Annotated in this window: 20 protein-coding genes and 1 riboswitch; of the genes, 14 read left to right on the top strand and 6 right to left on the bottom strand. The window is 62.1% G+C overall.

The features are described 5' to 3' along the window. The 4 genes from V5B39_RS17355 to serS form a co-directional block, all read left to right on the top strand. A partial coding sequence (locus V5B39_RS17355; RefSeq protein ID WP_332344124.1) for a transposase occupies nt 1-488 on the top strand: 488 nt, incomplete at its 5' end. Nucleotides 489-991: 503 nt separating this feature from the next. Beyond that, nucleotides 992-2383, top strand: coding sequence for a wax ester/triacylglycerol synthase family O-acyltransferase (locus tag V5B39_RS17350; RefSeq protein ID WP_332344123.1), 1392 nt, complete (start codon nt 992-994; stop codon nt 2381-2383). A gap of 373 nt (nt 2384-2756) precedes the next feature. Then, the gene (locus V5B39_RS17345; RefSeq protein WP_332344122.1) at nt 2757-4073 is read left to right on the top strand and encodes a replication-associated recombination protein A; all 1317 of its coding nucleotides are present in this window, start codon (nt 2757-2759) and stop codon (nt 4071-4073) included. Nucleotides 4074-4276: 203 nt separating this feature from the next. Further along, on the top strand, nt 4277-5572 hold the full coding sequence (gene serS / locus V5B39_RS17340) for a serine--tRNA ligase (protein ID WP_332344121.1): 1296 nt from the start codon (nt 4277-4279) through the stop codon (nt 5570-5572). A gap of 35 nt (nt 5573-5607) precedes the next feature. On the opposite strand, the gene cobC is transcribed toward serS, so the two are convergent. Both cobC and V5B39_RS17330 read right to left on the bottom strand, forming a co-directional pair. Continuing rightward, complete coding sequence (gene cobC, locus V5B39_RS17335) at nt 5608-6192, bottom strand: alpha-ribazole phosphatase family protein (protein WP_332344120.1); 585 nt, start codon at nt 6190-6192, stop codon at nt 5608-5610. Next, nucleotides 6177-6929, bottom strand: a complete 753-nt coding sequence (locus tag V5B39_RS17330) for an adenosylcobinamide-GDP ribazoletransferase (RefSeq protein ID WP_332344119.1) — start codon at nt 6927-6929, stop codon at nt 6177-6179. The genes cobC and V5B39_RS17330 overlap by 16 nt, the downstream gene beginning before the upstream one ends. A gap of 176 nt (nt 6930-7105) precedes the next feature. Between V5B39_RS17330 and V5B39_RS17325 the strand changes: the two genes are divergently transcribed. Then, the gene (locus V5B39_RS17325) at nt 7106-7762 is read left to right on the top strand and encodes an MT-A70 family methyltransferase (protein ID WP_332344118.1); all 657 of its coding nucleotides are present in this window, start codon (nt 7106-7108) and stop codon (nt 7760-7762) included. 313 nt (nt 7763-8075) lie between these two features. On the opposite strand, the gene V5B39_RS17320 is transcribed toward V5B39_RS17325, so the two are convergent. Continuing rightward, nucleotides 8076-8408, bottom strand: a complete 333-nt coding sequence (locus tag V5B39_RS17320) for a cell division protein ZapA (protein ID WP_332344117.1) — start codon at nt 8406-8408, stop codon at nt 8076-8078. A 13-nt stretch (nt 8409-8421) separates the two neighbouring features. Further along, nucleotides 8422-8649 (bottom strand): hypothetical protein, encoded by a 228-nt coding sequence (locus V5B39_RS17315; protein ID WP_332344116.1) that lies wholly within the window; start codon nt 8647-8649, stop codon nt 8422-8424. 125 nt (nt 8650-8774) lie between these two features. After that, nucleotides 8775-8995: riboswitch (cobalamin riboswitch) on the top strand. A 127-nt stretch (nt 8996-9122) separates the two neighbouring features. Between V5B39_RS17315 and V5B39_RS17310 the strand changes: the two genes are divergently transcribed. From V5B39_RS17310 to V5B39_RS17300, 3 genes are read left to right on the top strand one after another with little or no spacing between them, the layout of a single operon-like run. Next, nucleotides 9123-10994: a TonB-dependent receptor domain-containing protein gene (locus V5B39_RS17310; protein WP_332344115.1), complete on the top strand. Its 1872-nt coding sequence runs from the start codon at nt 9123-9125 to the stop codon at nt 10992-10994. A 5-nt stretch (nt 10995-10999) separates the two neighbouring features. Next, a complete protein-coding gene (locus V5B39_RS17305; protein WP_332344114.1) occupies nt 11000-11989 on the top strand; it encodes a FecCD family ABC transporter permease in 990 nt (329 codons plus the stop codon). Nucleotide 11990: 1 nt separating this feature from the next. Beyond that, nucleotides 11991-12764: an ABC transporter ATP-binding protein gene (locus V5B39_RS17300; RefSeq protein WP_332344113.1), complete on the top strand. Its 774-nt coding sequence runs from the start codon at nt 11991-11993 to the stop codon at nt 12762-12764. A gap of 143 nt (nt 12765-12907) precedes the next feature. Here the strand turns inward: V5B39_RS17300 and V5B39_RS17295 are convergent, their stop codons facing one another. Continuing rightward, nucleotides 12908-13225: a hypothetical protein gene (locus V5B39_RS17295; RefSeq protein WP_332344112.1), complete on the bottom strand. Its 318-nt coding sequence runs from the start codon at nt 13223-13225 to the stop codon at nt 12908-12910. Between the two features lie 90 nt (nt 13226-13315). On the opposite strand from V5B39_RS17295, the gene V5B39_RS17290 reads away from it, so the two are divergent. From V5B39_RS17290 to V5B39_RS17275, 4 genes are read left to right on the top strand one after another with little or no spacing between them, the layout of a single operon-like run. Continuing rightward, the gene (locus tag V5B39_RS17290; RefSeq protein WP_332344111.1) at nt 13316-14257 is read left to right on the top strand and encodes a LysR substrate-binding domain-containing protein; all 942 of its coding nucleotides are present in this window, start codon (nt 13316-13318) and stop codon (nt 14255-14257) included. Then, nucleotides 14254-15201, top strand: coding sequence for a DMT family transporter (locus V5B39_RS17285; RefSeq protein ID WP_332344110.1), 948 nt, complete (start codon nt 14254-14256; stop codon nt 15199-15201). Before V5B39_RS17290 ends, V5B39_RS17285 begins: the two co-directional genes overlap by 4 nt. Before the next feature lie 46 nt (nt 15202-15247). Further along, nucleotides 15248-15973, top strand: coding sequence for an AzlC family ABC transporter permease (locus V5B39_RS17280; RefSeq protein ID WP_332344109.1), 726 nt, complete (start codon nt 15248-15250; stop codon nt 15971-15973). Beyond that, complete coding sequence (locus tag V5B39_RS17275; protein WP_332344108.1) at nt 15970-16302, top strand: AzlD domain-containing protein; 333 nt, start codon at nt 15970-15972, stop codon at nt 16300-16302. Before V5B39_RS17280 ends, V5B39_RS17275 begins: the two co-directional genes overlap by 4 nt. Before the next feature lie 76 nt (nt 16303-16378). On the opposite strand, the gene V5B39_RS17270 is transcribed toward V5B39_RS17275, so the two are convergent. Then, the gene (locus V5B39_RS17270) at nt 16379-16978 is read right to left on the bottom strand and encodes a transposase (protein WP_332344107.1); all 600 of its coding nucleotides are present in this window, start codon (nt 16976-16978) and stop codon (nt 16379-16381) included. A 637-nt stretch (nt 16979-17615) separates the two neighbouring features. Between V5B39_RS17270 and V5B39_RS17265 the strand changes: the two genes are divergently transcribed. Together V5B39_RS17265 and cas5 are read left to right on the top strand one after the other, a co-directional pair. Continuing rightward, entirely contained in the window at nt 17616-19940 is a 2325-nt protein-coding gene (locus V5B39_RS17265) for a CRISPR-associated endonuclease Cas3'' (RefSeq protein ID WP_332344106.1), read from the top strand. Between the two features lie 24 nt (nt 19941-19964). Next, nucleotides 19965-20196 (top strand): CRISPR-associated protein Cas5 (gene cas5, locus V5B39_RS17260; protein WP_332344105.1); only part of this gene is annotated, 232 nt, incomplete at its 3' end.

The raw sequence follows: 20196 nt of genomic DNA, 5'->3' as shown, positions 1-20196 counted from the left end.
AAAGCATCAAGCTTGTACTCAAGATGCTCGATCGGCAGATGGCGGTGATTGACAAGAACATCGATGGCATGCTGAAGGAGCATTTTGCCGAGAAACTCGCGTTGTTCAAAGATTTCAAAGGAGTCGGGCCCTGCATGCAAGCGGCTCTGATGGGCGCCTTGCCTGAGTTGGGGCAACTCACCCATGCGCAGATTGGCAAGTTGGTGGGGGTGGCCCCCTTGAACGCGGACAGCGGTCGCCACAAGGGCAAGCGCATCACCTGGGGTGGTCGCGCGACAGTACGTACCACTTTATACATGGCGGCGCTGAGTGCCATACGGTACAACCCGGTGATCAAGACCTTCTATGAACGGCTGCTGGCCAACGGGAAGCTCAAAAAGGTCGCCTTGGTCGCTTGCATGCACAAGATGCTGACGATTATGAACGCCATCGTCAAATCGGGTATTCCGTGGAATCCAGAACATCAAAATGTCTCTAAAAATGCTTGACCGGGAACACAGTTGCTCCCCACTTGCGGGGGAGGGGTCGGGGGAGAGGGAAACGGTTATGACTTTCATGATCGGGGGTGCTCGGAAAAGTCATGACTGTTAGACTCCCCTCGCGCACTGGCGCTCGATCTGCCCGTCGGCTCTGGCGAGGTCGAGAGTTCTCATCGCTACCTCGTACAGGCCCGCCTCAAACGCCCAGGGGCTTGGTGGCGTGCGGACAGGGCTCAAGCCATGATCAACCGGCGTGTCATGCGACATCACCAACTGTGGGAAACCTATTGGGAAAAGCGCTGGGCGGAGCCTCTACGCAGAGCGGCTTAAAACCAAGACTCCCCGTCCAACACTTTCGTTCGCACTCGGGCATGCTTCGCTCTGGAACGGCCGTCCCTTGATGATGTATGCTTGGCGCGCCGGGACCAGGGACACCGCAAGGTTTGCCGTTGTCGCGGCGATGGATGGCCGTGAGTGTGCAGGAAAATCAATGAAGGGCGAAGGAAACCTCGATGACCAAACTCTCCTTGCTGGATGTGGCTTTCTTCATCGCCGAGTCAAAGGAAAGCCCGAAGCACGTGGGCGGTCTGATGATCTGCAAACGACCGCCTCGCGCGAAGACCAGCTTTGCCGCCGATCTGTTCCGGGAGTATCTCACCTTTACCGATATCCAGCCGCCGTTCAACCGGATCATTCGTTTTTCGCTGACGGCCATGCCGAGCTGGCAGGAGTGCGCAGCGGTCGAGCTCACCGAGCATCTGTTCTATCATCAGTTGCCGCGCGGCAAGAATGGCCGGGAGGAATTGTACCGGCTGGTATCGGACCTGCATCAGCCGATGCTCGACCGCTCGCGGCCCTTGTGGGAGGTGCATGTCATCGATGGTCTGAGCGAAGCCCGCTTCGCCCTCTACGTCAAGATCCATCACGCCAGTGCGGACGGCGTGACCATGATGCGCTGGGCCGTCAATTCGCTGTCCCCGACCGCCGACGATCTCCAACTCAAGCCGCTCTGGTCCGTCCCGCACATCGCTGGGCTGAGATCACGACTCAAGGAGAAGATGGCCAGGTCACTGCTTGGCGATCTTGCAGGTGCCAGCAGGCATGTTCTGGGGATTGGACGTCTTGCTGCAATGTTGCTGCTGGAAAGTGTCAAGCTCACGAAGAATGCCATTTCGCTGCCGTTTGTGGCCGATGGCAATACGCCGCTGACCGGGCAGGTGACGGCTGGCCGTCAGTTTGCAACCACCCGCGTGAGTATGGAAAGGGTCAGCCTGATTCGTACCAGAACCCGCTCGACCTTGAATCATGTCGCCTTGACCTGCCTGGACGGTGCTTTGCACCGCTATCTGCGTGAAGAGGGCGTCGACCTGCAAAGGCCGATCACGATTCAGATGCCGGTCAACCTGCGCAAGGAAGGTGATCAGCGCGCCGGTAACAAGATCGGCATCATCCAGGTCGAGCTGTCACCGCCGACCGACGATCCCTATATTCGTTTGCGCAACATCGGTTTTTCGTTGCGTAATGTACGCACCATGATCGACAGCGTCGAACCCGAGGCGATCGAATCCTATACGCTGATCACCGGTGTCGTCGGACAACTTGCAGAAATGCTGAAGCTCAGCAACCATTTGCCGCCGACAGGCAATATGCTGGTTTCGAACGTGCCCGGTCCTGCCGAGTATCTGTATCTCAAGGGCGCGCGCCTGGAGGAACTGCATCCGATCAGCACTCTGCCGGCCGGCAACCTGCTTAACATCACACTGTTCAGCTATGCCGGGCAACTGTATTTTGGTTTGATCGCCACCGATGAACTGCCGAATCTCCAGCGTTTGAGCAACTACATCGCGGCAGCCTTCACCGAACTTGAACAGTCCGTTCTTGACGCAGGCAAGCCTGCTTCCTAGCTGCACGACGACTTCGTGGCGCCAGCCCGCGCCGTTCCGGACAGGACGACCGGCTCAGGGGGCTTCAACCGACGAGATACTGGAAATCGGCTGGCCGGTTCGGGCCAGGAGCAACTGAAACTCCTCGAATGTCATGTCGAATACTTCGCTGAGTTCCGGGAGGCGACGATCCGGAATGTGGCGCCGGTCGGGAAGATGATCAGGCCGCCCATAGTCGTGCTGGCGCCTGTCAAGTCTGCTGCGAGGCTTCTCGGGAGTCATTGCGGTTTCTTTCAAGAAATGCTGCAGTAATGGGCAGAAGATAGCGGCGAGCAGCCCGCGGCACCGTGTGAAATGTCACGGTGCCACGTAATGGTCGTGATGAGAGAAGGGTATGGACGACTTTTCAACCGATGATCATGCAGGCGCCCCGCTGGCCGAGCGCCTGCGACCGAAGGTTCTGTCCGAGGTTATCGGGCAGGCGCATCTGCTCGGTCCCGGTAAGCCGCTGGCCATGGCTTTCCAGTCCGGCCAGTTGCACAGCATGATCCTCTGGGGGCCGCCAGGAGTCGGCAAAACGACGCTGGCGCGCCTCATGGCAGAGGCCTTTGCTGCCGACTTCATCGCCATCTCGGCGGTCTTTGCGGGGGTCAAGGAGATCCGTGAAGCGGTGGTACGTGCTGAAATCACGCGCGCGCGCAGCGGACGGCGGACGATCCTTTTTGTTGACGAAGTGCATCGCTTCAACAAGGCACAGCAGGATGCCTTTTTGCCCTATGTTGAACGCGGGCTGCTGACCTTTGTCGGCGCGACGACCGAAAACCCGTCGTTTGAGGTCAATTCGGCGCTGCTTTCACGCGCTTCGGTTTACGTCCTGCATCCGCTCACGGCCGACGAGATGGGACAGCTCCTGGCGCGTGCGCGCCGGCAGGTCTTGCCCAGGCTGTCTTTCGATGATGACGCGTGCGCACGCCTGATCGGTCTCGCCGATGGTGATGCGCGGCGCCTGCTCAACCTGGTCGAACAGATCGACACGGCTACCCGAACCGTCCAGACCAGCAGCATCGATGGTGCCTTCATCGACCGCACGCTGGCGCAAAACCTGCGTCGCTTTGACAAGGGCGGCGATGCCTTTTATGACCAGATCTCGGCGCTGCACAAGGCGGTTCGCGGATCGTCTCCGGATGCCGCGCTGTACTGGTTCTGCCGGATGCTCGACGGTGGCGCCGATCCACGCTATCTGGCACGTCGCATCGTGCGCATGGCCTGGGAAGACATTGGGCTTGCCGATCCACGCGCGGCGCGCATCGCGCTCGATGCTGCCGAGACCTTCGAACGTCTGGGTTCTCCCGAAGGCGAACTGGCCCTGGCCGAAGCGGTGCTCTATCTGGCCATGGCGGCCAAGTCGAATGCCGCTTACCTCGCGTATAATGCCGCGCGCCGCTTCATCTGCGGTGATGGCTCGCGGCCGGTGCCGGTGCATCTGCGCAACGCGCCGACACGCCTGATGAAGAACCTGGGTTACGGAAAAGACTATCGCTACGCGCACGACGAGGCGGACGCCTACGCTGCCGGCGAGGCGTATTTCCCCGAGGGCATGCCGGCGGTCGAGTGGTATCGACCGGTCGCGCGCGGCCTCGAGATCCGGATTGGCGAAAAGCTCGCGCATTTGCGCGAACTTGATCGCCAGGCAAGACAGAAGCAGGACTAACGGTCATGACTTTTCCAGGCGCCCCAGATCATGAAAGTCATGACCGTTTCCCTCTCCCCCAACCCCTCCCCCGCGAGGGGGGAGGGGAGGTTCGTGAGTCGCATAGGCGACTTTCACATTAAGTCCGCCTGCGCCGCCGTGCTCAGCCGGGGAAGCGGACAGATTCGCGAGTCGCTGCGCGACCGCCCACATGAGGATTGACCATGCTCGACATTCAACTGCTGCGCAACAACATCGAGGGGGTTGCCGAACGACTGGCGACGCGTGGTTTCACGCTCGACCGTTCGGCCTTCCAGGGGCTCGAAAGCCAGCGCAAGTCCCTGCAGACACGCACGCAGGAGCTACAAGCGAGCCGCAACAGTCTCTCGAAGCAGGTCGGCCTGCTCAAGGGACGAGGCGAAGATGCCACCGCAGTGGTGGCGCAGGTGGCGGCACTCAAAGACGAGCTCGAAGCCAATGAAGTCCGCCTCGCCGATTTGCTGAAGGAACTCGACGCCTTCCTCGCCGTGCTTCCCAATCTGCCGCAGGACAGCGTGCCGGTTGGCCGTTCCGACGCCGACAACGTCGAGCTCAAGCGCTGGGGGAAACCGCGCAGCTTCGACTTTGCGGTCAAGGATCATGTCGATCTCGGCGAGACACTTGGCCAGCTCGATTTCGCCACCGCAGCGAAAATCGCTGGCACGCGCTTTTCGCTGCTGAGGGGAGCACTTGCTCGTCTGCACCGCGGGCTCGCCCAGTTCATGCTCGATACGCACGTGACTCAGCATGGCTATACTGAAGTCTACGCGCCTTACCTGGTCAACGCTGCCAGCTTGACCGGTACCGGACAGTTGCCAAAGTTCGAGGAGGATTTATTCAAGATCCTGCGCGCCGAAGCGGAGCCCCTGTATCTGATCCCGACAGCGGAAGTGCCGGTCACCAACATCGTTCGTAACGCGATTGTCACTGCCGATGAACTGCCACTCAAACTCGTTTGCCATACCCCGTGTTTTCGTTCAGAAGCCGGTTCCTACGGTCGCGATACGCGCGGCATGATCCGCCAACACCAGTTCGACAAGGTTGAACTGGTGCAGATCGTCGCCGCAGGCGATTCGCTGACGGCGCATGAGGAACTCACCGGACACGCCGAGCGGATCCTCGAAATGCTCGACCTGCCTTACCGGCGAGTGACGCTCTGTACCGGAGACATGGGTTTCTCGTCAGCAAAAACCTATGATCTGGAGGTCTGGCTGCCGGCACAACGGGCCTACCGCGAAATCTCGTCATGCTCCAACTTCGAGACATTCCAGGCCAGACGCATGCAGGCGCGTTATCGCAACGAGCGCAACAGAATCGAACTGGTGCACACCCTCAATGGCTCCGGTCTTGCCGTCGGGCGCACGCTGGTGGCGGTCATGGAAAACTTCCAGAATCCCGATGGCAGCATCAGTGTTCCGGAAGTGCTGCGTCCTTATCTTGGCGGCATCGAAAGAATCTCCGGAAACTCCAGCGTCGCGTGAACCGCGCATGGCCGGGCAAAGCCCTGCGGAGGGAGTCATCGGTTGAGGTAATGCAGGATCGCCGGCGCACGCGGCTGGCCTGGCCATGTCTGCTGCAGGTCATCCCTGCTGGCGTCGATCTCGATCAGGGTGAGGCTGCCGAAATCGAGCCGCAGCCGGCTCCACTCGTCAATTGGCAAGTGCAGCCAGTGCCCGAGCAGGGCGCGGATGACCCCGGCGTGGGTGACGAGGGCGACAGGGTTGCCGCGTAGACTGCGGACGCAGTCAAGCGCACGCGCTTGCAGCATCGCCACCGATTCGCCGCCGGGCGTGACGAAGTGCAGCACATCGGCAGCCCAGGCATCGAGTAGCCGGCGATCGATCTGCTCCCAGGCGACGCCCTCCCATTCGCCAAAGCTGATTTCCAACAGTCGCTCGTCGAACACCGGTTGTGGATGCAAGGCTTCGGCGAGGGTGCGTGCACGCCGCAAGGGGCTGGCAATGACCGGCGTAGTGGCCGGCAACAGCGCACGCAGACGCCGAGCGGTCGGCTGCGGGTCCTCTGAATCGACATCGAGCTGGCCGTAGCAGACGCCAGCGGCAAGCCGTGGTGGTGGATGGCGGATCAGGAAAAGCTGCACAGCAGCCCACAATAAAAAGCAAGTTCCGAGCATTGTTGGGTGGCACCGAGGCAATCGCCGGTATAGCCACCGATCTGCCGCCGGAACAGGCGTGCCAGCCATAGCGTCGCCAGGGCAGCAAATATCCCGCCGAGCAACGCTTCGAGCGGCGGCAGAAGCAATAGTGGCAGCAGGGCGGTGAGTCCGGCAATGCCGAGTTCGCCCCAGCCAATGCGGGTGGCCAGTGGCTTCGCTTTCCCCTCGTCGCGTACATAGTCGAGGCCGCGCAACAGGGTCGTCGCAGCGAAGCGGGACAGGGTGTGGCCAGCCAGCAGGGCCAGGGGAACCTCCCGCCACTCGAACTCGATCAGCGCGCAGAAGCGGGCGAGCAGCAGCATGACCAGCGCGATCGCACCGAAACTGCCGATTCGCGAGTCCTTCATGATCGCCAGGATCTGTGCCTTCTCCCAGCCGCCGCCGAAACCGTCGACCATGTCGCTCCAGCCATCTTCGTGAAACGCGCCCGTCAGGTAGAGCGAACTGGCCATTGCCGCCAGCACCGCCAGCGTCATCGGCAGGAAGAAAGACGTCAGGACAAAAACCAGTGCGGCGATGGCGCCGACGAGCAGACCCACCGCCGGAAAATATCGCGTCGTCCGGTCGAGTGCCTCGCTGCTGTGCCCTACCCAGGCCGGGACTGGCAGGCGCGTAAAAAAGCGCAGCGCACCGAAGAAATAGGCAAGCTCTCGCCTGAGCATCTGCTTCCTTTCACCAAATACCGGATGGTATCCCGATCAGCCAATCAAGGACCATCGCTTGTCGTTGCCAGTGCAGGTATCATCGTGCCCGGCAACGATAGGCAGGAGCGTTCACTGTGTTTGCCAGATCCCTGACGCAGTATCGACCCGTTCCTTCGCATTCACGATTGAAACAGATGACCGACCATTTCTCCGCAGTGGGCTCCGACCTGCTGCAACGTGTTGGCAACCGGAAGTTCCGCACCGTGCTCGCAGATCCGCCATGGCAGTTTCAGAACCGAACCGGCAAGATGGCACCGGAGCACAAGCGCCTGAACCGCTACGCAACGATGACGCTGGACGACATTCTGGCGCTGCCCGTGGCCGGGATCGTCGAAAGTACCGCACACCTCTATCTGTGGGTGCCGAACGCGCTGTTGCCGGAAGGCTTGCGCGTCCTCGCCGCCTGGGGCTTCACCTACAAGAGCAACCTGGTATGGCACAAGATCCGCAAGGATGGTGGCCCGGACGGGCGCGGCGTCGGTTTCTACTTCCGCAATACGACCGAATTGATCCTGTTCGGTGTCAGAGGGAAGGATGCGCGCACGCTGGCTCCCGGCCGACGCCAGGTCAACATCATCAAGAGCCGCAAGCGCGAGCATTCCCGCAAACCGGACGAAGCCTACGCGCTGATCGAATCCTGCTCGCCCGGCCCTTTCCTGGAGATGTTCGCCCGTGGCTCCCGGGAGGGCTGGAGCACCTGGGGCAGTCAGGCCGACGAGTACCTTCCCGACTGGCCGACCTATGCCAATCACTCGCAGGCGGATACGAACGGTCTTCCCGCGAAGGACTGATAGCGGCGTGTTGCCTTCCGGGTACATCAGGAACCGACGTCTGGCCGGAAACAGGCGTACAAAAAAACTGGGCACAAAAAAGCGCGAAACCAGAGGTTCCGCGCTTTTGTCCCTGCGGATGCCGTCAGGCCGGCATCCTGAACCTGGGTTCAGATAGGTCACTTCCCTTCCGCATCAGGTACGTCCGACTAGGGGCGCACACAACAGCGGTTTCTATGGTCTGCGACCAATGCCATTTAGCATTGGTTCAAGGAATCTATGACCTGACAACACCGCAGGGAACTCTCTTGGAGAGCGGAGCAGGAAAACCGTCCTACTGCGATTTCAACACCTGATCAAGCTCTGCCTCCATGGAAAAGATTCTACCTCTAAGCGCGTCGATGTCCAGTCCTATTTCAGATTCAATTTTCTGATGCTGCTCCGGTCTCTCCTGATTGAGACCGAGGTGCTCGTGAGCGATGTTGAGCGCAGCCATGACGGCAATACGCTCGGGAAGGTTGCTCCTGGTCTTCTTGGCGATATCGCGCATTTTCCCATCAACATAGGCTGCGGCATTGAGTAGCGAAGCCTGTTGATCACTTGGGCAGGCGACCCGGTATTCCTTGCCAAGCAGGACGATGTCGAGATAATGGGCTTCGTTGGGCATCGGATCAGAGTTTTCAGGGCTTGGCTTCGGGTAGTTGCTCGGCAAGCTGTTCAAGCCGCGTACGGGCAGCCGCCATCCGTTCGGCAAGGCGTTCCTTGTCGATTTCAAGCGACGCGAGTTGCTGGCGCAGGACCTCATTCTCGGTTCGTAATGTGCGGCACAGCACAACCACCTGAGCAATCTTGATTTCGAGCGCGTTGAGTTCGTTCAGCATGGCGCAGACTATAGATTCAAAAAGCATGCTTGGTCAAGGCGTAAGAAGCGTTTCTGCACCTTGTTTGTGATGCAGCAGGCGGTTTCTGACTCAAGCGTCGATTGGGCACCCTGCGGGCAGGCTATAATCGGCATTTTCGCCGATCTCAAAAGCGAAAAAAGATCGTGCAAGGTGCCGCCACGCAGATTCGCTGCAGCGGTTAAACGGGAAACAGGTGCCTGTTTGCGCTGTACCACGCGCAACAGCATGCCTGTGCTGCCCCCGCAACGGTAAGCGAGTGTGGGTCCGTCAAAAGGCCACTGGGCAAACAGCCTGGGAAGGCGACAGATCAAGACTCGCGAGCCCGGATACCGGCCTTCGCATACCACATTCGACGGAAGTGTCGCGGGGATGCGGACACGCAACGCTCGGCTCGCATGCCTGCCTTGCCCTCGCGCCTTTCCACATTATTGGCTAGCCGACTTGCGGGGACGCTGGTCGGCAACAGGGGGAGTTTCATCATGTATCCGAACCAGCCGCGGGCAGCCTGTGCCGCAACTTTCACCGCAACCGTCGCTGCACTGTTGTCGACGGCATTGCATGCCGCGGACCCGCAACTCGACCCGATTGTCGTCACGGCGACTCGACAGGCCACCCGAACCAATGAACTGACGAGTGATGTGTCGGTCATTACCCGCCAGGAAATCGACCAGGCCGGGGAGACGACACTGGCGCAACTCCTGGCACGGCAACCGGGAATTCAGTACATCGCCAACGGCGGTGCGGGGTCCAATAGCGGCGTGTTCCTCCGTGGCGCCAGCACCAATCAGTCGATCGTGTTGATCGATGGGCAGCGCATCGGCTCGGCGACGAGCGGCAGCACGGCATTGTCGCGAATTCCGCTGAACCAGATCGAACGTATCGAGATTCTGCGTGGCCCGGCGTCATCGCTCTACGGGGCCGATGCCATCGGTGGCGTCATCCAGATCTTCACCCGCAGGGGCGAGGGGTCAGTACAGGTGAACGCCAGCACCGGCTATGGTTCTTACCACACGACCGATACCAGCGTTGGCATTGCTGGCGGCACGGAACAGGTTTCCTACAGCGTTCAGGCAGGTTATACGAATACCGACGGCTTCAACGCCATCAACAACAAGAAAAACCTGTTCTACAACCGTGACCGCGATGGCTATTACAACAGGAACCTGAGCGCCAGTTTTGCCGTTCGTCCGGGCAAGGGTCAGGAACTCGGGGCGAATCTGTTGGTCAGCAAAGGCACCAACCAGTACGACGGCAATGATTTCGGCGCGCTTGGCGCAGCTCAACCCTTCAGCAATGACCAGAACGTCGGCAATTATTCGATCTACTCGCGCAACCGTCTGCATCAGGCGTGGACCAGTACCTTGCGGCTCGGCCGCAGTACCGACGACAGCAAGGACTATATCGGGAATTTCCGGGACAGTTCTTTCAAGACCACGATGGATCTGGCGTCCTGGCAAAACGATATCAAGCTGCCAGTCGGCGAAGCGCTCCTGGCTGCCGAATACAACCGGCAAAAGGTTTCCAGCACGACCGATTACACGGTAAATGAGCGCACGATCCGATCTTTGCTGGCTGGCTGGAATGGCCATGTCGATCAACATCGGCTGCAGCTCAACCTGCGCCATGACGACAACTCGCAGTTTGGCGGAAAGTCTACGGGTTTTGCTGCCTATGGCTATCAATTCTCGCCGCAATGGCGCGCCCACCTGTCCTATGGTACGGCGTTTCGCGCGCCGACCTTCAACGAGCTGTATTTTCCCTCGCTCTTCGGTTTCGCCGGCGGCAATCCCAATCTCAAACCGGAGACGGCAAAAAACACAGAGGTCGGGGTCAACTGGGAGCAGGGCGGTCATCGCGCTTCGGCAGTCTTCTACCACAATCAGGTGACGGATCTGATCGAATTCCGGCCACCCACCTTCGTGCCGGTCAATGTCAGCAAGGCGCTGCTGCGCGGCGCCACGCTCACCTACGATGGGCGTTTCTCGGCGTGGGCCGCCGGGGTCGCACTTGACTTTCTGAATCCGCGGAACGAGGAGGATGGGCCAAACAAGGGCAATCGTCTGGCCCGCCGTGCCGAGCAGCAAATGAGCAGCTACCTTGGCCGAAGCCTCGGCAACTGGGAACTGCGTGGCGAGTGGCAATTGCTGGGCAACCGTTACGAGGACCCCGCCAACCGTATTCGTCTCGGAGGCTACGGTCTGGTGAACCTCTACGCCGATTACCGCCTGCAGCGGGATTGGGTGTTGTTTGTGCGCGCCAACAATATCTTCGACAAGGATTACGAGACCGCCGACAACTACGCTACGGCCGGGGCGAATGTCTTCGTCGGTGTTCGCTACGCGCCGAAGTAGGTCAGATGCCCACCCGCCGACGTGCCTTGCTGATCCTCGCAGTGCTGGCCGGGTTGGCGCAGCTCAGCATTGTGCTGGCATTGATGGTGGGCAGCATTGCGATTGGCCCGGCCGAGGTGTTGGCGACCCTGTTTGGTAACGGCCATGGCATCGCCGGCGACGTCGTGCGCAGCCTGCGCCTGCCGCGGGCGTTGACGGGTTTCGCCTGCGGTGGCCTGCTGGCGCTGGCGGGTGCCTTGCTGCAGGTCCTGCTGCGCAACCCGCTTGCTGACCCTTACGTGCTCGGCATTTCAGGCGGTGCCGGCATCGGCGCCTTGCTGGCGATCGTTCTTGGCCTGGGTGTCGCGGGGATCAACGGGCTGGCTTTCGGGGGCGCGTTCGGCGCCATGCTGTTGGTGTTCGGGCTGGCGCGTGGTGAAGGGGGCTGGACGCAGTCGCGCCTGCTGTTGACGGGTGTGATCGTCGCTGCCGGTTGCGGTGCGGTGGTCACCCTGCTGCTCGCACTGGCTCCCGACGACCGACTGCGTGGCATGCTCTTCTGGCTGATGGGTGATTTGTCACAGAGCGGTGATCCGCAACTGGTGCTGATCCTGCTCCTGATCGTCCTGCTGGTGGTGTTGCCGTTTGCCCGTGAGCTCAATCTGCTGGCGCGCGGTGCCGACATGGCCCAGGCGCTGGGGGTTGCAGTTCGCCCATTGCGCCGCGGCGTTTACCTCGTCGCGTCGCTGGCCACGGCTGCCGCGGTCACGCATGCCGGCGCAATCGGCTTCATTGGCCTAATCGTGCCGCACCTTGTTCGCCTCGCTGCCGGCAATGATCAGCGCTTGCTCCTGCCCGCCTCGGTACTCGCCGGTGGCAGTCTGCTGGTGATTGCCGACACCCTGGCACGCACTCTGCTGGCACCGCAACAATTGCCGGTGGGCGTGCTGACCGCGCTGATCGGCGTGCCGGTTTTTCTTTTTCTGCTTACCCGCGCTGCACCTGGACGGTACTGAGATGGCCCCAGGTCTGCTCTCTGCGCATGCGCTCAGCGTCGGCGTGGCTGACCGCAGTTTTTGCCGTGATCTTGCCTTGACCGTCCAGCCGGGCGAATGCCTGGCCATCCTCGGACGCAACGGTGCCGGCAAGTCGACGCTGCTGTCGGTGCTGGCCGGTCTGCGAACGCCGGCCGCCGGTGAAGTGCTGCTCGACGGCGCGAGCTACGCAAGGCTTGGCGCGCGCGTCAGCGCACGCATTCGCGGCTGGTTGCCGCAAACCCGTAGCGAAGCGTTTTCCTCGACGGTTCTCGAGACGGCGCTGGTCGGACGCCACCCGCATCTGGGCCGCTGGGATTGGGAATCCCGCCAGGATGCCCGGATTGCCCGTCAGGCTCTAGCCGCGGTCGGCCTCTCGGAACTTGCGCAGCGTGACGTGCAGACACTTTCCGGTGGCGAGCAACAAAGGCTGTCGATCGCCACGTTGCTCGCACAGGCGCCGCGACTTTACCTGCTCGATGAGCCGCTTGCCCACCTCGACCTGAATCATCAGATGGCCACCCTCGAACTTTTCGCAGCACTCGTTCGCGACGAGGGAGTGGCCTGTGTGATGGTCCTGCACGAACCTGGACTGGCTGCACGTTTCTGCACGCACGCCCTGCTGTTGTTCGGCGATGGAACGACGCAGCAGGGCACCTGCGACGAGGTGATCAGCAGCGACTCGCTGAGCAGGCTCTACGGCTATCCACTGCGTGCAGTCGGCGAGCACCGACAGCGCTGGTTTATGCCCGCCTAGCAGCCTGGCGGACTGGATGAGTCGAAGCGAAAAAAGTGGGAGGCGAGGACAGATTTTCACGAGTTTCAAGCCAATAGTGGAATGATTGGCGCCGAAATTCGGGGAAATAGGGACCGCTTCCCCACTTTCTGTAGTCGACTGGGTCAAGTCCGACAGGTTGCTAGTTGCAGGACGGTGTCGCTCAAGCCCTCGACAACGCTCCATTCGCCCGACTCGAAACTTGTACCGGCGCGCGGGAAGACGTCGCGCGAGTCGTCGTGGTGGGTCAGCCAGAGATGGCCGGAAACGACCGTCCAGAGCCGCCAAGGCGGCAGGGTCATCGCCTCGCCGGCCTTGATCGTGCGCATCCAGCGGCCGCAGTCCAATGCACGCGGAGAATCAATCCGGCGTGCCGGAACAGCCGCGTCCGTACTCTGCTTGAATGCGACGCGAAAACCGCCTAGAGTTCCTGTTGCGCTCATGATGTACTCCTTTCCGTAGTGGGTGTGCTTACTATGACCGATCAAAGCCCCCCGGACAAACGCTCAATTCTCATGGCATTGATGCATTGAATGAATGAATCTCTGAACAACCTGCACGCCCTGCGCGGCTTCCTTCTGGCGGCCCGCCACGGCAGCTTCACGCGCGCCGCCGCCGAACTGCACGTCACGCAGTCGGCCCTGTCGCGCCAGATCCAGAGCCTCGAGGAGGAACTGGAGACACCACTCTTCGTACGCACGACGCGCAAGGTGAGCCTGACGCCGGCCGGGCAGCGCCTGGCCGACGTGGCAGCGCGGGCGCTTGCCGAGATCGACACGGTGGCGCAGGAACTGCGGCCGCGTTCAGGTCCGCGCCCGATCACGGTGACCACTTTCGCGTCCTTTGCGACGCTCTGGCTGATTCCGCGCCTCGACCGCTTCGCGCGCATCCAGCCGAGCATCGACGTGCATTGCATGGCGACCGACCGCATGGTCGACATCGACGCCGAGGGCGTCGATGTCGCTTTCCGGGGCATGACCGGCCGCAAGGCACCCCCAGGAGCGATCATGCTGTTCGCCGAGCGTACTTCCCCGGTCGCCAGCCCGGCCCTCCTGGCACGCCTGCCGGTAGAGACGCCGGCCGACCTGGCGAAGCACACCCTGCTCGGCTGGGAACAGCCGTACGAGGCACGCTTTCCGCAGTTCGGGTGGACCTACTGGTTCGAGCAGGCAGGCGTCGAACCGGTGCGGCCAAAGAACACGCTGCGCTTTTCCAATCACGACCAGATCATCCAGGCTGCGCTGGCCGGCCAGGGCGTCGCGCTCGCCCGCACGGCGCTGGTCGCCGAGATGCTGCGCGACAAGCAGCTGATCCCTATCCTTGGTGGCGCGCTCGACGAAGACCTCATCTACTGCCTCGTGGTCGCCGAACGGGCGCGGGCGCGGCCCGAGGTGATCGCCTTCATCGACTGGGCGAAGTCCGAAGCCACACTGACCACGCGCATGATGGCACGCACGACCGGCGGTCGGCGATGAGCGCCGCCGCGACCGGGTCCGGAACGGTTGTCGAGGATCAACGGAGCGCGCGCCGCGGCCTTTGGCTGGGTGTGCTCGGCGTCTCGATCTTCGCCTTCTCGATCCCGATGACGCGGCTTGCCAGCGGCTCCGACGCAGCGCCGCAACTGCACCCGCTCTTCGTCGCCTTCGGCCGCGCAGCGCTGGCAGGCCTGCTGGCCATCGCCTGGCTGGTCGTCGTGCGTGCGCGCCGGCCGCGGGGTGGCGAGTGGGCGACCCTGCTCTTTACCGCCGCCGGCGTCGTCGTCGGCTGGCCGGTCTTCCTGGGGCTTGCCGTTCGCCATGTCGAGGCAACGCATGCCTCGGTCATCTCGGGCATCCTGCCGCTCGCCACCGCAGCCATCGCGGCCTTCGTCCATCGGCAACGTCCGTCACGCGGCTTCTGGATTGCCGCCGTCATCGGCACCGGGCTGGTGGTCGTGTTCGCGCTGCTGCGCAGTCTTCAGGCCCACGGCCGGATCGGCGTCGGCTGGGCCGACGGCCTGCTCCTCCTCGCCGTACTCTCGGCCGCAGCCGGCTACGTGAGCGGCGCGCGGCTCTCGTCCGCGATGCCGCCCGAACACGTGATCTCCTGGGTGCTCGTGCTGTCCCTGCCACTCACCCTGCCGGTCGCAGCGCTGACCTGGCCCGAAACGCCAATCCGCCCTGCCGCCTGGGGCGGCTTCCTCTACGTCTCGCTGTTCTCGATGTGGCTCGGCTTTTTTGCCTGGTATCGCGCGCTCGCCATCGGCGGCACCGTGCGGGTCAGCCAGGTGCAGCTCCTGCAACCGTTCCTCTCGCTGCTCTTCTGCGCGCCGGTACTCGGCGAACGGATCGACGCCATAACGGTCGGATTCTCTCTGGCGATCATCGCCACCGTGGCGTGGAGCCGACGGCAGACGGTCGGCGCGCCTCGCGGGCGCTGAACTCGTCGCGTCGCTGCTACGATACCCCCTTCCGGATCAAGCTCCCGTGTCCTTGCTCGAACGTCACTTCTCCCCCGACTTCCGCGCCGGCGCGCGCGAAGGTTTTGTCCTTTTTCTGCCGCTCTCGGTGGGTCTCGTGCCCTGGGCCATTGTCACCGGCGTCGCGATGACCAGCGTCGGCCTGTCGCTCCTGCAGGCGATGGGCATGAACATCATCGTCTTCGCCGGCGCCGCACAGCTTGGCACGCTGCCGTTGATCGCCGCCGGAGCACCCGTCTGGCTGATGGTCGCCGTCGCGCTGGCGATCAACCTGCGCTTCGTGATCTTTTCAGCGGCCATTGCGCAGGGATTCCGCGGCGTCGGCATCCGGGGGCGCTGGGTCTGCGGGCACCTGCTCACCGACGGCGTCTTCGCGGTGACGCTCGACAAGATGCTGCACACAGAAAGCCGCGACTGGCGCCTTGGTTACTTCCTCGCGCCTTCGCTGTGGAGCTGGGTGTTGTGGCAGGGCTTCACGCTGGTCGGCATCGGCTTTGCCGGGCAGATTCCGAAAAGTTGGTCGCTCGAGTTCATGGCGACGATCGCGCTGATGGTGCTGATGATCCCGATGACGAAGGCCCGGCCGATGCTCGTCTCGGCGCTGGTCGGCGGTGGCACGGCGGTCGCGCTGTCGGCACTGCCGCTGCGGCTCGGGCTCTTCGTCGGTATCGTCGCCGGCATCCTGGCCGGCTTCGCGGCCGAACGTTGGCACGCGCGGAGGGCCGGACAATGAACGGGCCCTACGACTGGACGCTTTGGCTGATGCTGCTCGCCATCGGCCTGGCGACCACGCTGCCGCGCGCGAGCTTCATCGTCCTGGGGAACCGCGTCACGCTGCCGCCGGTCGTCCAGCGCGCGCTGCGCTACGCACCGGCCGCAGCTCTGGCGGCCATCGTCGCGCCCGACCTGCTGCTGGTGCAGGGGCAGATTGCGCCCTTGAACCCGAAGCTGCTGGCGATGATTGCGGTGGTGGCGGTGGCGACGCGCTGGAAGAATCCCTGGCTGCCCTTCATCGTTGGCATGGGGGCACTGCACGGCCTCTTCGCGTTGCTCGGCAGGTAGGCCGGATTCTTCGAAGCCCGCTGCGCTGCGCCCGGTCGCGCGGAATTCGTTCGTGAGGGGACGCGATGTGCAACTTTTACGCCCTAACCAAGCCTTCGAAATCCAGCAGGGGTCGTCCCAAGGACTGATTGATCAGGACGCACAAGGGATGGGCGGCGACTTTCCTGTCGATACGAGTCACCCACTGCCAGAGTTTCCGTGCGCCGGTACGTTCGGCGGAGAAACGTTCCGCCCCCTGTCCGATGACGGTTTCGATACGGCGGTGTACCGAGATGATGAAATCCACGAGGGGTTTGGGGCGCGAGCGCGAGTCCGCCCTGTTCTTGCGCAAGGGGGGATGGAGGTCAATACTCATGGCGAACAAATCCTCGGTCAGGACAGGACGGATGAACCCCTTGTCGCCGAGCCAGGCCCCGTGAATACGCTCCAACGGCAGGTCAAAGAGAGCGTCACGCTCATCGATACGGGCTGCGGTCAGTGCCACGCCCGCGGTGATGCCGTCCACCGGGGTGAGCAGGAGGCCATGGAAGCCCAAGTCATCCTCCTCTTGGGAGGCACAGAAGCCCCCATCCGCCTCGCCCCGAAAGATGGTTTGGCGACCCACTCGCTTGGGATGGCACACGGGCACGGGGAATCCGTCCACGAGATGCCCTGGCGCCTTGAACGCCCCCAGCATGCTGGCCCAGTGCCGACCCAGATGGGGAAACCCTGCGGCCCCATGCCGGCGGAAGTCCTCACAGACGGCTTGTCGCTGCGGTCACCGAGGGTCGTGCCGACGAACGCCATCGTCAGCGCTTCCGCATCCGACCGTTTGGGAGGAAAACCTCGAGGCCGCCGGTTCCCTCCCGGAATGACCGCTTGCAGGGCTTCGCAAACATGGCAATAAACGACGACCAGAAAGGTTGCGATGGGCATGGCCGGCTCCAGCTTTTGAAAACCGGTAGGTCAGTACACCCTCATTGAAAGTTGCACATCGCGTTATTTACGAATCCCATCTTTCATTGCGTCGCTTTCTCTTACATCGCTTAGTATTGCCGAGTGTTGGCACACATGAGACAGGCTGAGCTTTGGATTGCCGCGACACCCAAGGATGGCCAGAATATACCCTGGAAAGAGTCGCTTGGCGTATGCATTTTGACTGCGAAGGCCCCGGCAGCTTGTTCATCACGACAACTGGCTTCGCGGGCTACCTCATCAAGCCGGCTTGGCGGTTGCATAAAAACTTTTCGCGTGCGACAAAAGCTCATTTGGTGAGCCCCGCATCCGCTATCGTGCTCGACAATTCCACTTGGATCTGACTGACGGAGAAGAGGATGACCTACTGGGCACACAGCGAAAATGACTACTCGGAACGTCATCGGCTGGCGATGCATCTGGATTCCGTGGCGCGCATTGCCGGCGCGCATGCGAGCGATGCGGCATGGCGCCAAGAGGCCGAACTGGCAGGAAAACTCCACGACCTGGGAAAATACGGCGACCTGTTCCAGAAACGATTGGCCGGCACCGAGAGCGGCCTGGACCACTGGAGTGCCGGTGCCTACGCGGCACTGATGCATTTCAGGTCAGTGGCATCGGCGTTGGCGATCGAGGGGCACCACATCGGCCTGCAATGCGCCTCCCCCGATGCCCTCAGCTCGCGCATGCGCACGGTTGGTAGTGGCGCATCACCCATGGGGCCGCACATCCGTCTGTCTGACCAAGACATTACCCGGCTACTGGCGCGCGCCAACGCCGATGGAATCGACCCCAATATCCCAGAACATGTGGCGCTTCCTATTCGACCCAATGCCATGAGATACGCCATCGCCCGCATGCTCGATGTGCGCATGCTCTTTTCGTGCCTGGTCGATGCGGACTATCTGGATACGGAAGCGCATTTTCAGGGCGGCCCGGAAGGCAAACGCTATCGCGACGCAGGGTTGTCATTGGATGCCGAGGCAGCCGCCCGCAGCCTCGACAGATTCATGACCCAGGCAGTGCGTGGTCGAGGGCAATCAAGTGATGCAGTCACCGCCGTGCGTGCTGATCTATGGAAGGCAGTCACCGAGGCATCTACAGATGGGCCTGGCGTATATTCGCTGACCGCACCGACCGGCTCGGGCAAGACCTTCGCCATGCTGCAGTTCGCGCTGGCACATGCTCGGCAAAACCAGTTCAAACGTGTGGTCCTCGCCGTTCCCTACCTCAGCATCATCGAGCAAACGGCACGCGAATATCGTAAGGTCTTCGCCGAGAAGCCGGCAGATTTCATCCTCGAACACCACAGCCTGGCTGGTATTCGGGAAGCCAAATCCGAGGCCGACAAACTGGATGACGCTGAGCGCCAGCGCCGCCTGCATGCCGAAAACTGGGATGCGCCGATCGTCATCACCACCAACGTGCAGTTGCTCGAATCGCTGTTCGCGAACCGCCCTTCCACTTGTCGCAAGCTGCACAAATTGCGCGATGCCGTGATTCTCTTCGACGAAGCGCAAAGCCTGCCGCAGCATCTTGCCGTACCCACGCTGGCTGCGCTCTCGCGCCTCTCGCACGCTTACCACAGCAGCGTCGTTTTCGCCACCGCCACGCAACCGGCATTCGATACGCTCGATAAGGACGTACGAAGACACGCTGTTTCCGGCTGGCAGCCGCGCGAGATCGTGCCCATGCACCACCGAATGTTCAAACAACTCGAACGTGTGCAAGCCGTATGGCCCGCGCCGGACGAAGCCCTGAGTTGGGACGACCTGTCCACCACCTTGCGCGACGAGGCGGCGCCACAGTCCCTGTGCGTGCTCAACCTCAAACGCCACGCGCACGCCTTGCTCGAAGCCATGCGGGGCACGGAAGGCCTTTGCCATCTTTCCACCAATCTGTGTACGGCGCACCGGCGTGCCGTGCTGGACGAGGTGCGTGTGCGCCTGAACCCCGCACACCCGCAGCCCTGCCGGCTGATCTCGACGCAGTGCGTCGAAGCCGGCGTCGACCTCGACTTTCCGTTGGTGTATCGCGCCATGGCCCCGCTCGAAGCCATCGCGCAGGCCGCCGGACGCTGCAATCGCGAGGGGCGCATGAACGCGAACGGCCAACTCGGGCGGGTGCGAGTCTTCGAACCCGCACCAGACACCGGCGTGCGCCGATCCATGTTCCCCAGCTTTGCCTATTTTCAGGCCAGCGAAGTCACCCTCTCGCTGCTGCGCGAATCCGACGGCGTGCTGGACATCAACGACCCCGACGTCTTCCGGTGCTACTACCAGGCCCTGTATGGCATCAGCCGCCCCGTTGAACAAAACCGCGACCTGACCAAAGCCATCGATGAACTCGACTTCCCGGAGATTGCCCAGCGCTATCGGCTCATCGATCAGGAGGCCATCCAGATCGTCGTGCCCTGGCAGCGCTGCCTTGCGCAATTCGAGCAGCTGCGCGACCAGGCCGCTTCCGGCATCAACGGAGAATGGATGCGCAAGGCGCAAGCGCTGTCCGTCAGCATCTACCGCCCCAGGCCCGACCACCCGGCCTGGGGCTGCCTCATTCCCGCGCAGTTCCGGCGCGGCGGCGCGTCGGATGAATGGTTTGTCCTCGAAGATCTGGGCGGCCAGTATTACGACGAGATCCTGGGGCTACAATTGCCGGAAAATCAAATCGTCATGATTGCCTGATCGATGTCGTGAAGGAGGAAAGGTATGGCCAACGAACCACAAGACACGCCGCCGAACACCCATACGCTGGAAGTCTGGGGGGACCTCGCCTGCTTCACCCGCCCGGAAATGAAGGTCGAGCGCTTTTCGTATCCGGTCATCACGCCATCGGCCGCGCGAGGCATCTTCGATGCCATCTACTGGGACGGCAAGCGGGACAAGCAACGAACCGGCAACACCGTGCGCGAGATCATTCGACCTTATTTCTACTGGCAGG

This window comes from Accumulibacter sp., from assembly GCF_036625275.1.
In the GTDB taxonomy this organism is placed as follows: domain Bacteria; phylum Pseudomonadota; class Gammaproteobacteria; order Burkholderiales; family Rhodocyclaceae; genus Accumulibacter.
Note: the sequence above shows the minus strand (reverse complement) of the source record. Positions and strands in the feature narration are given on the sequence as shown.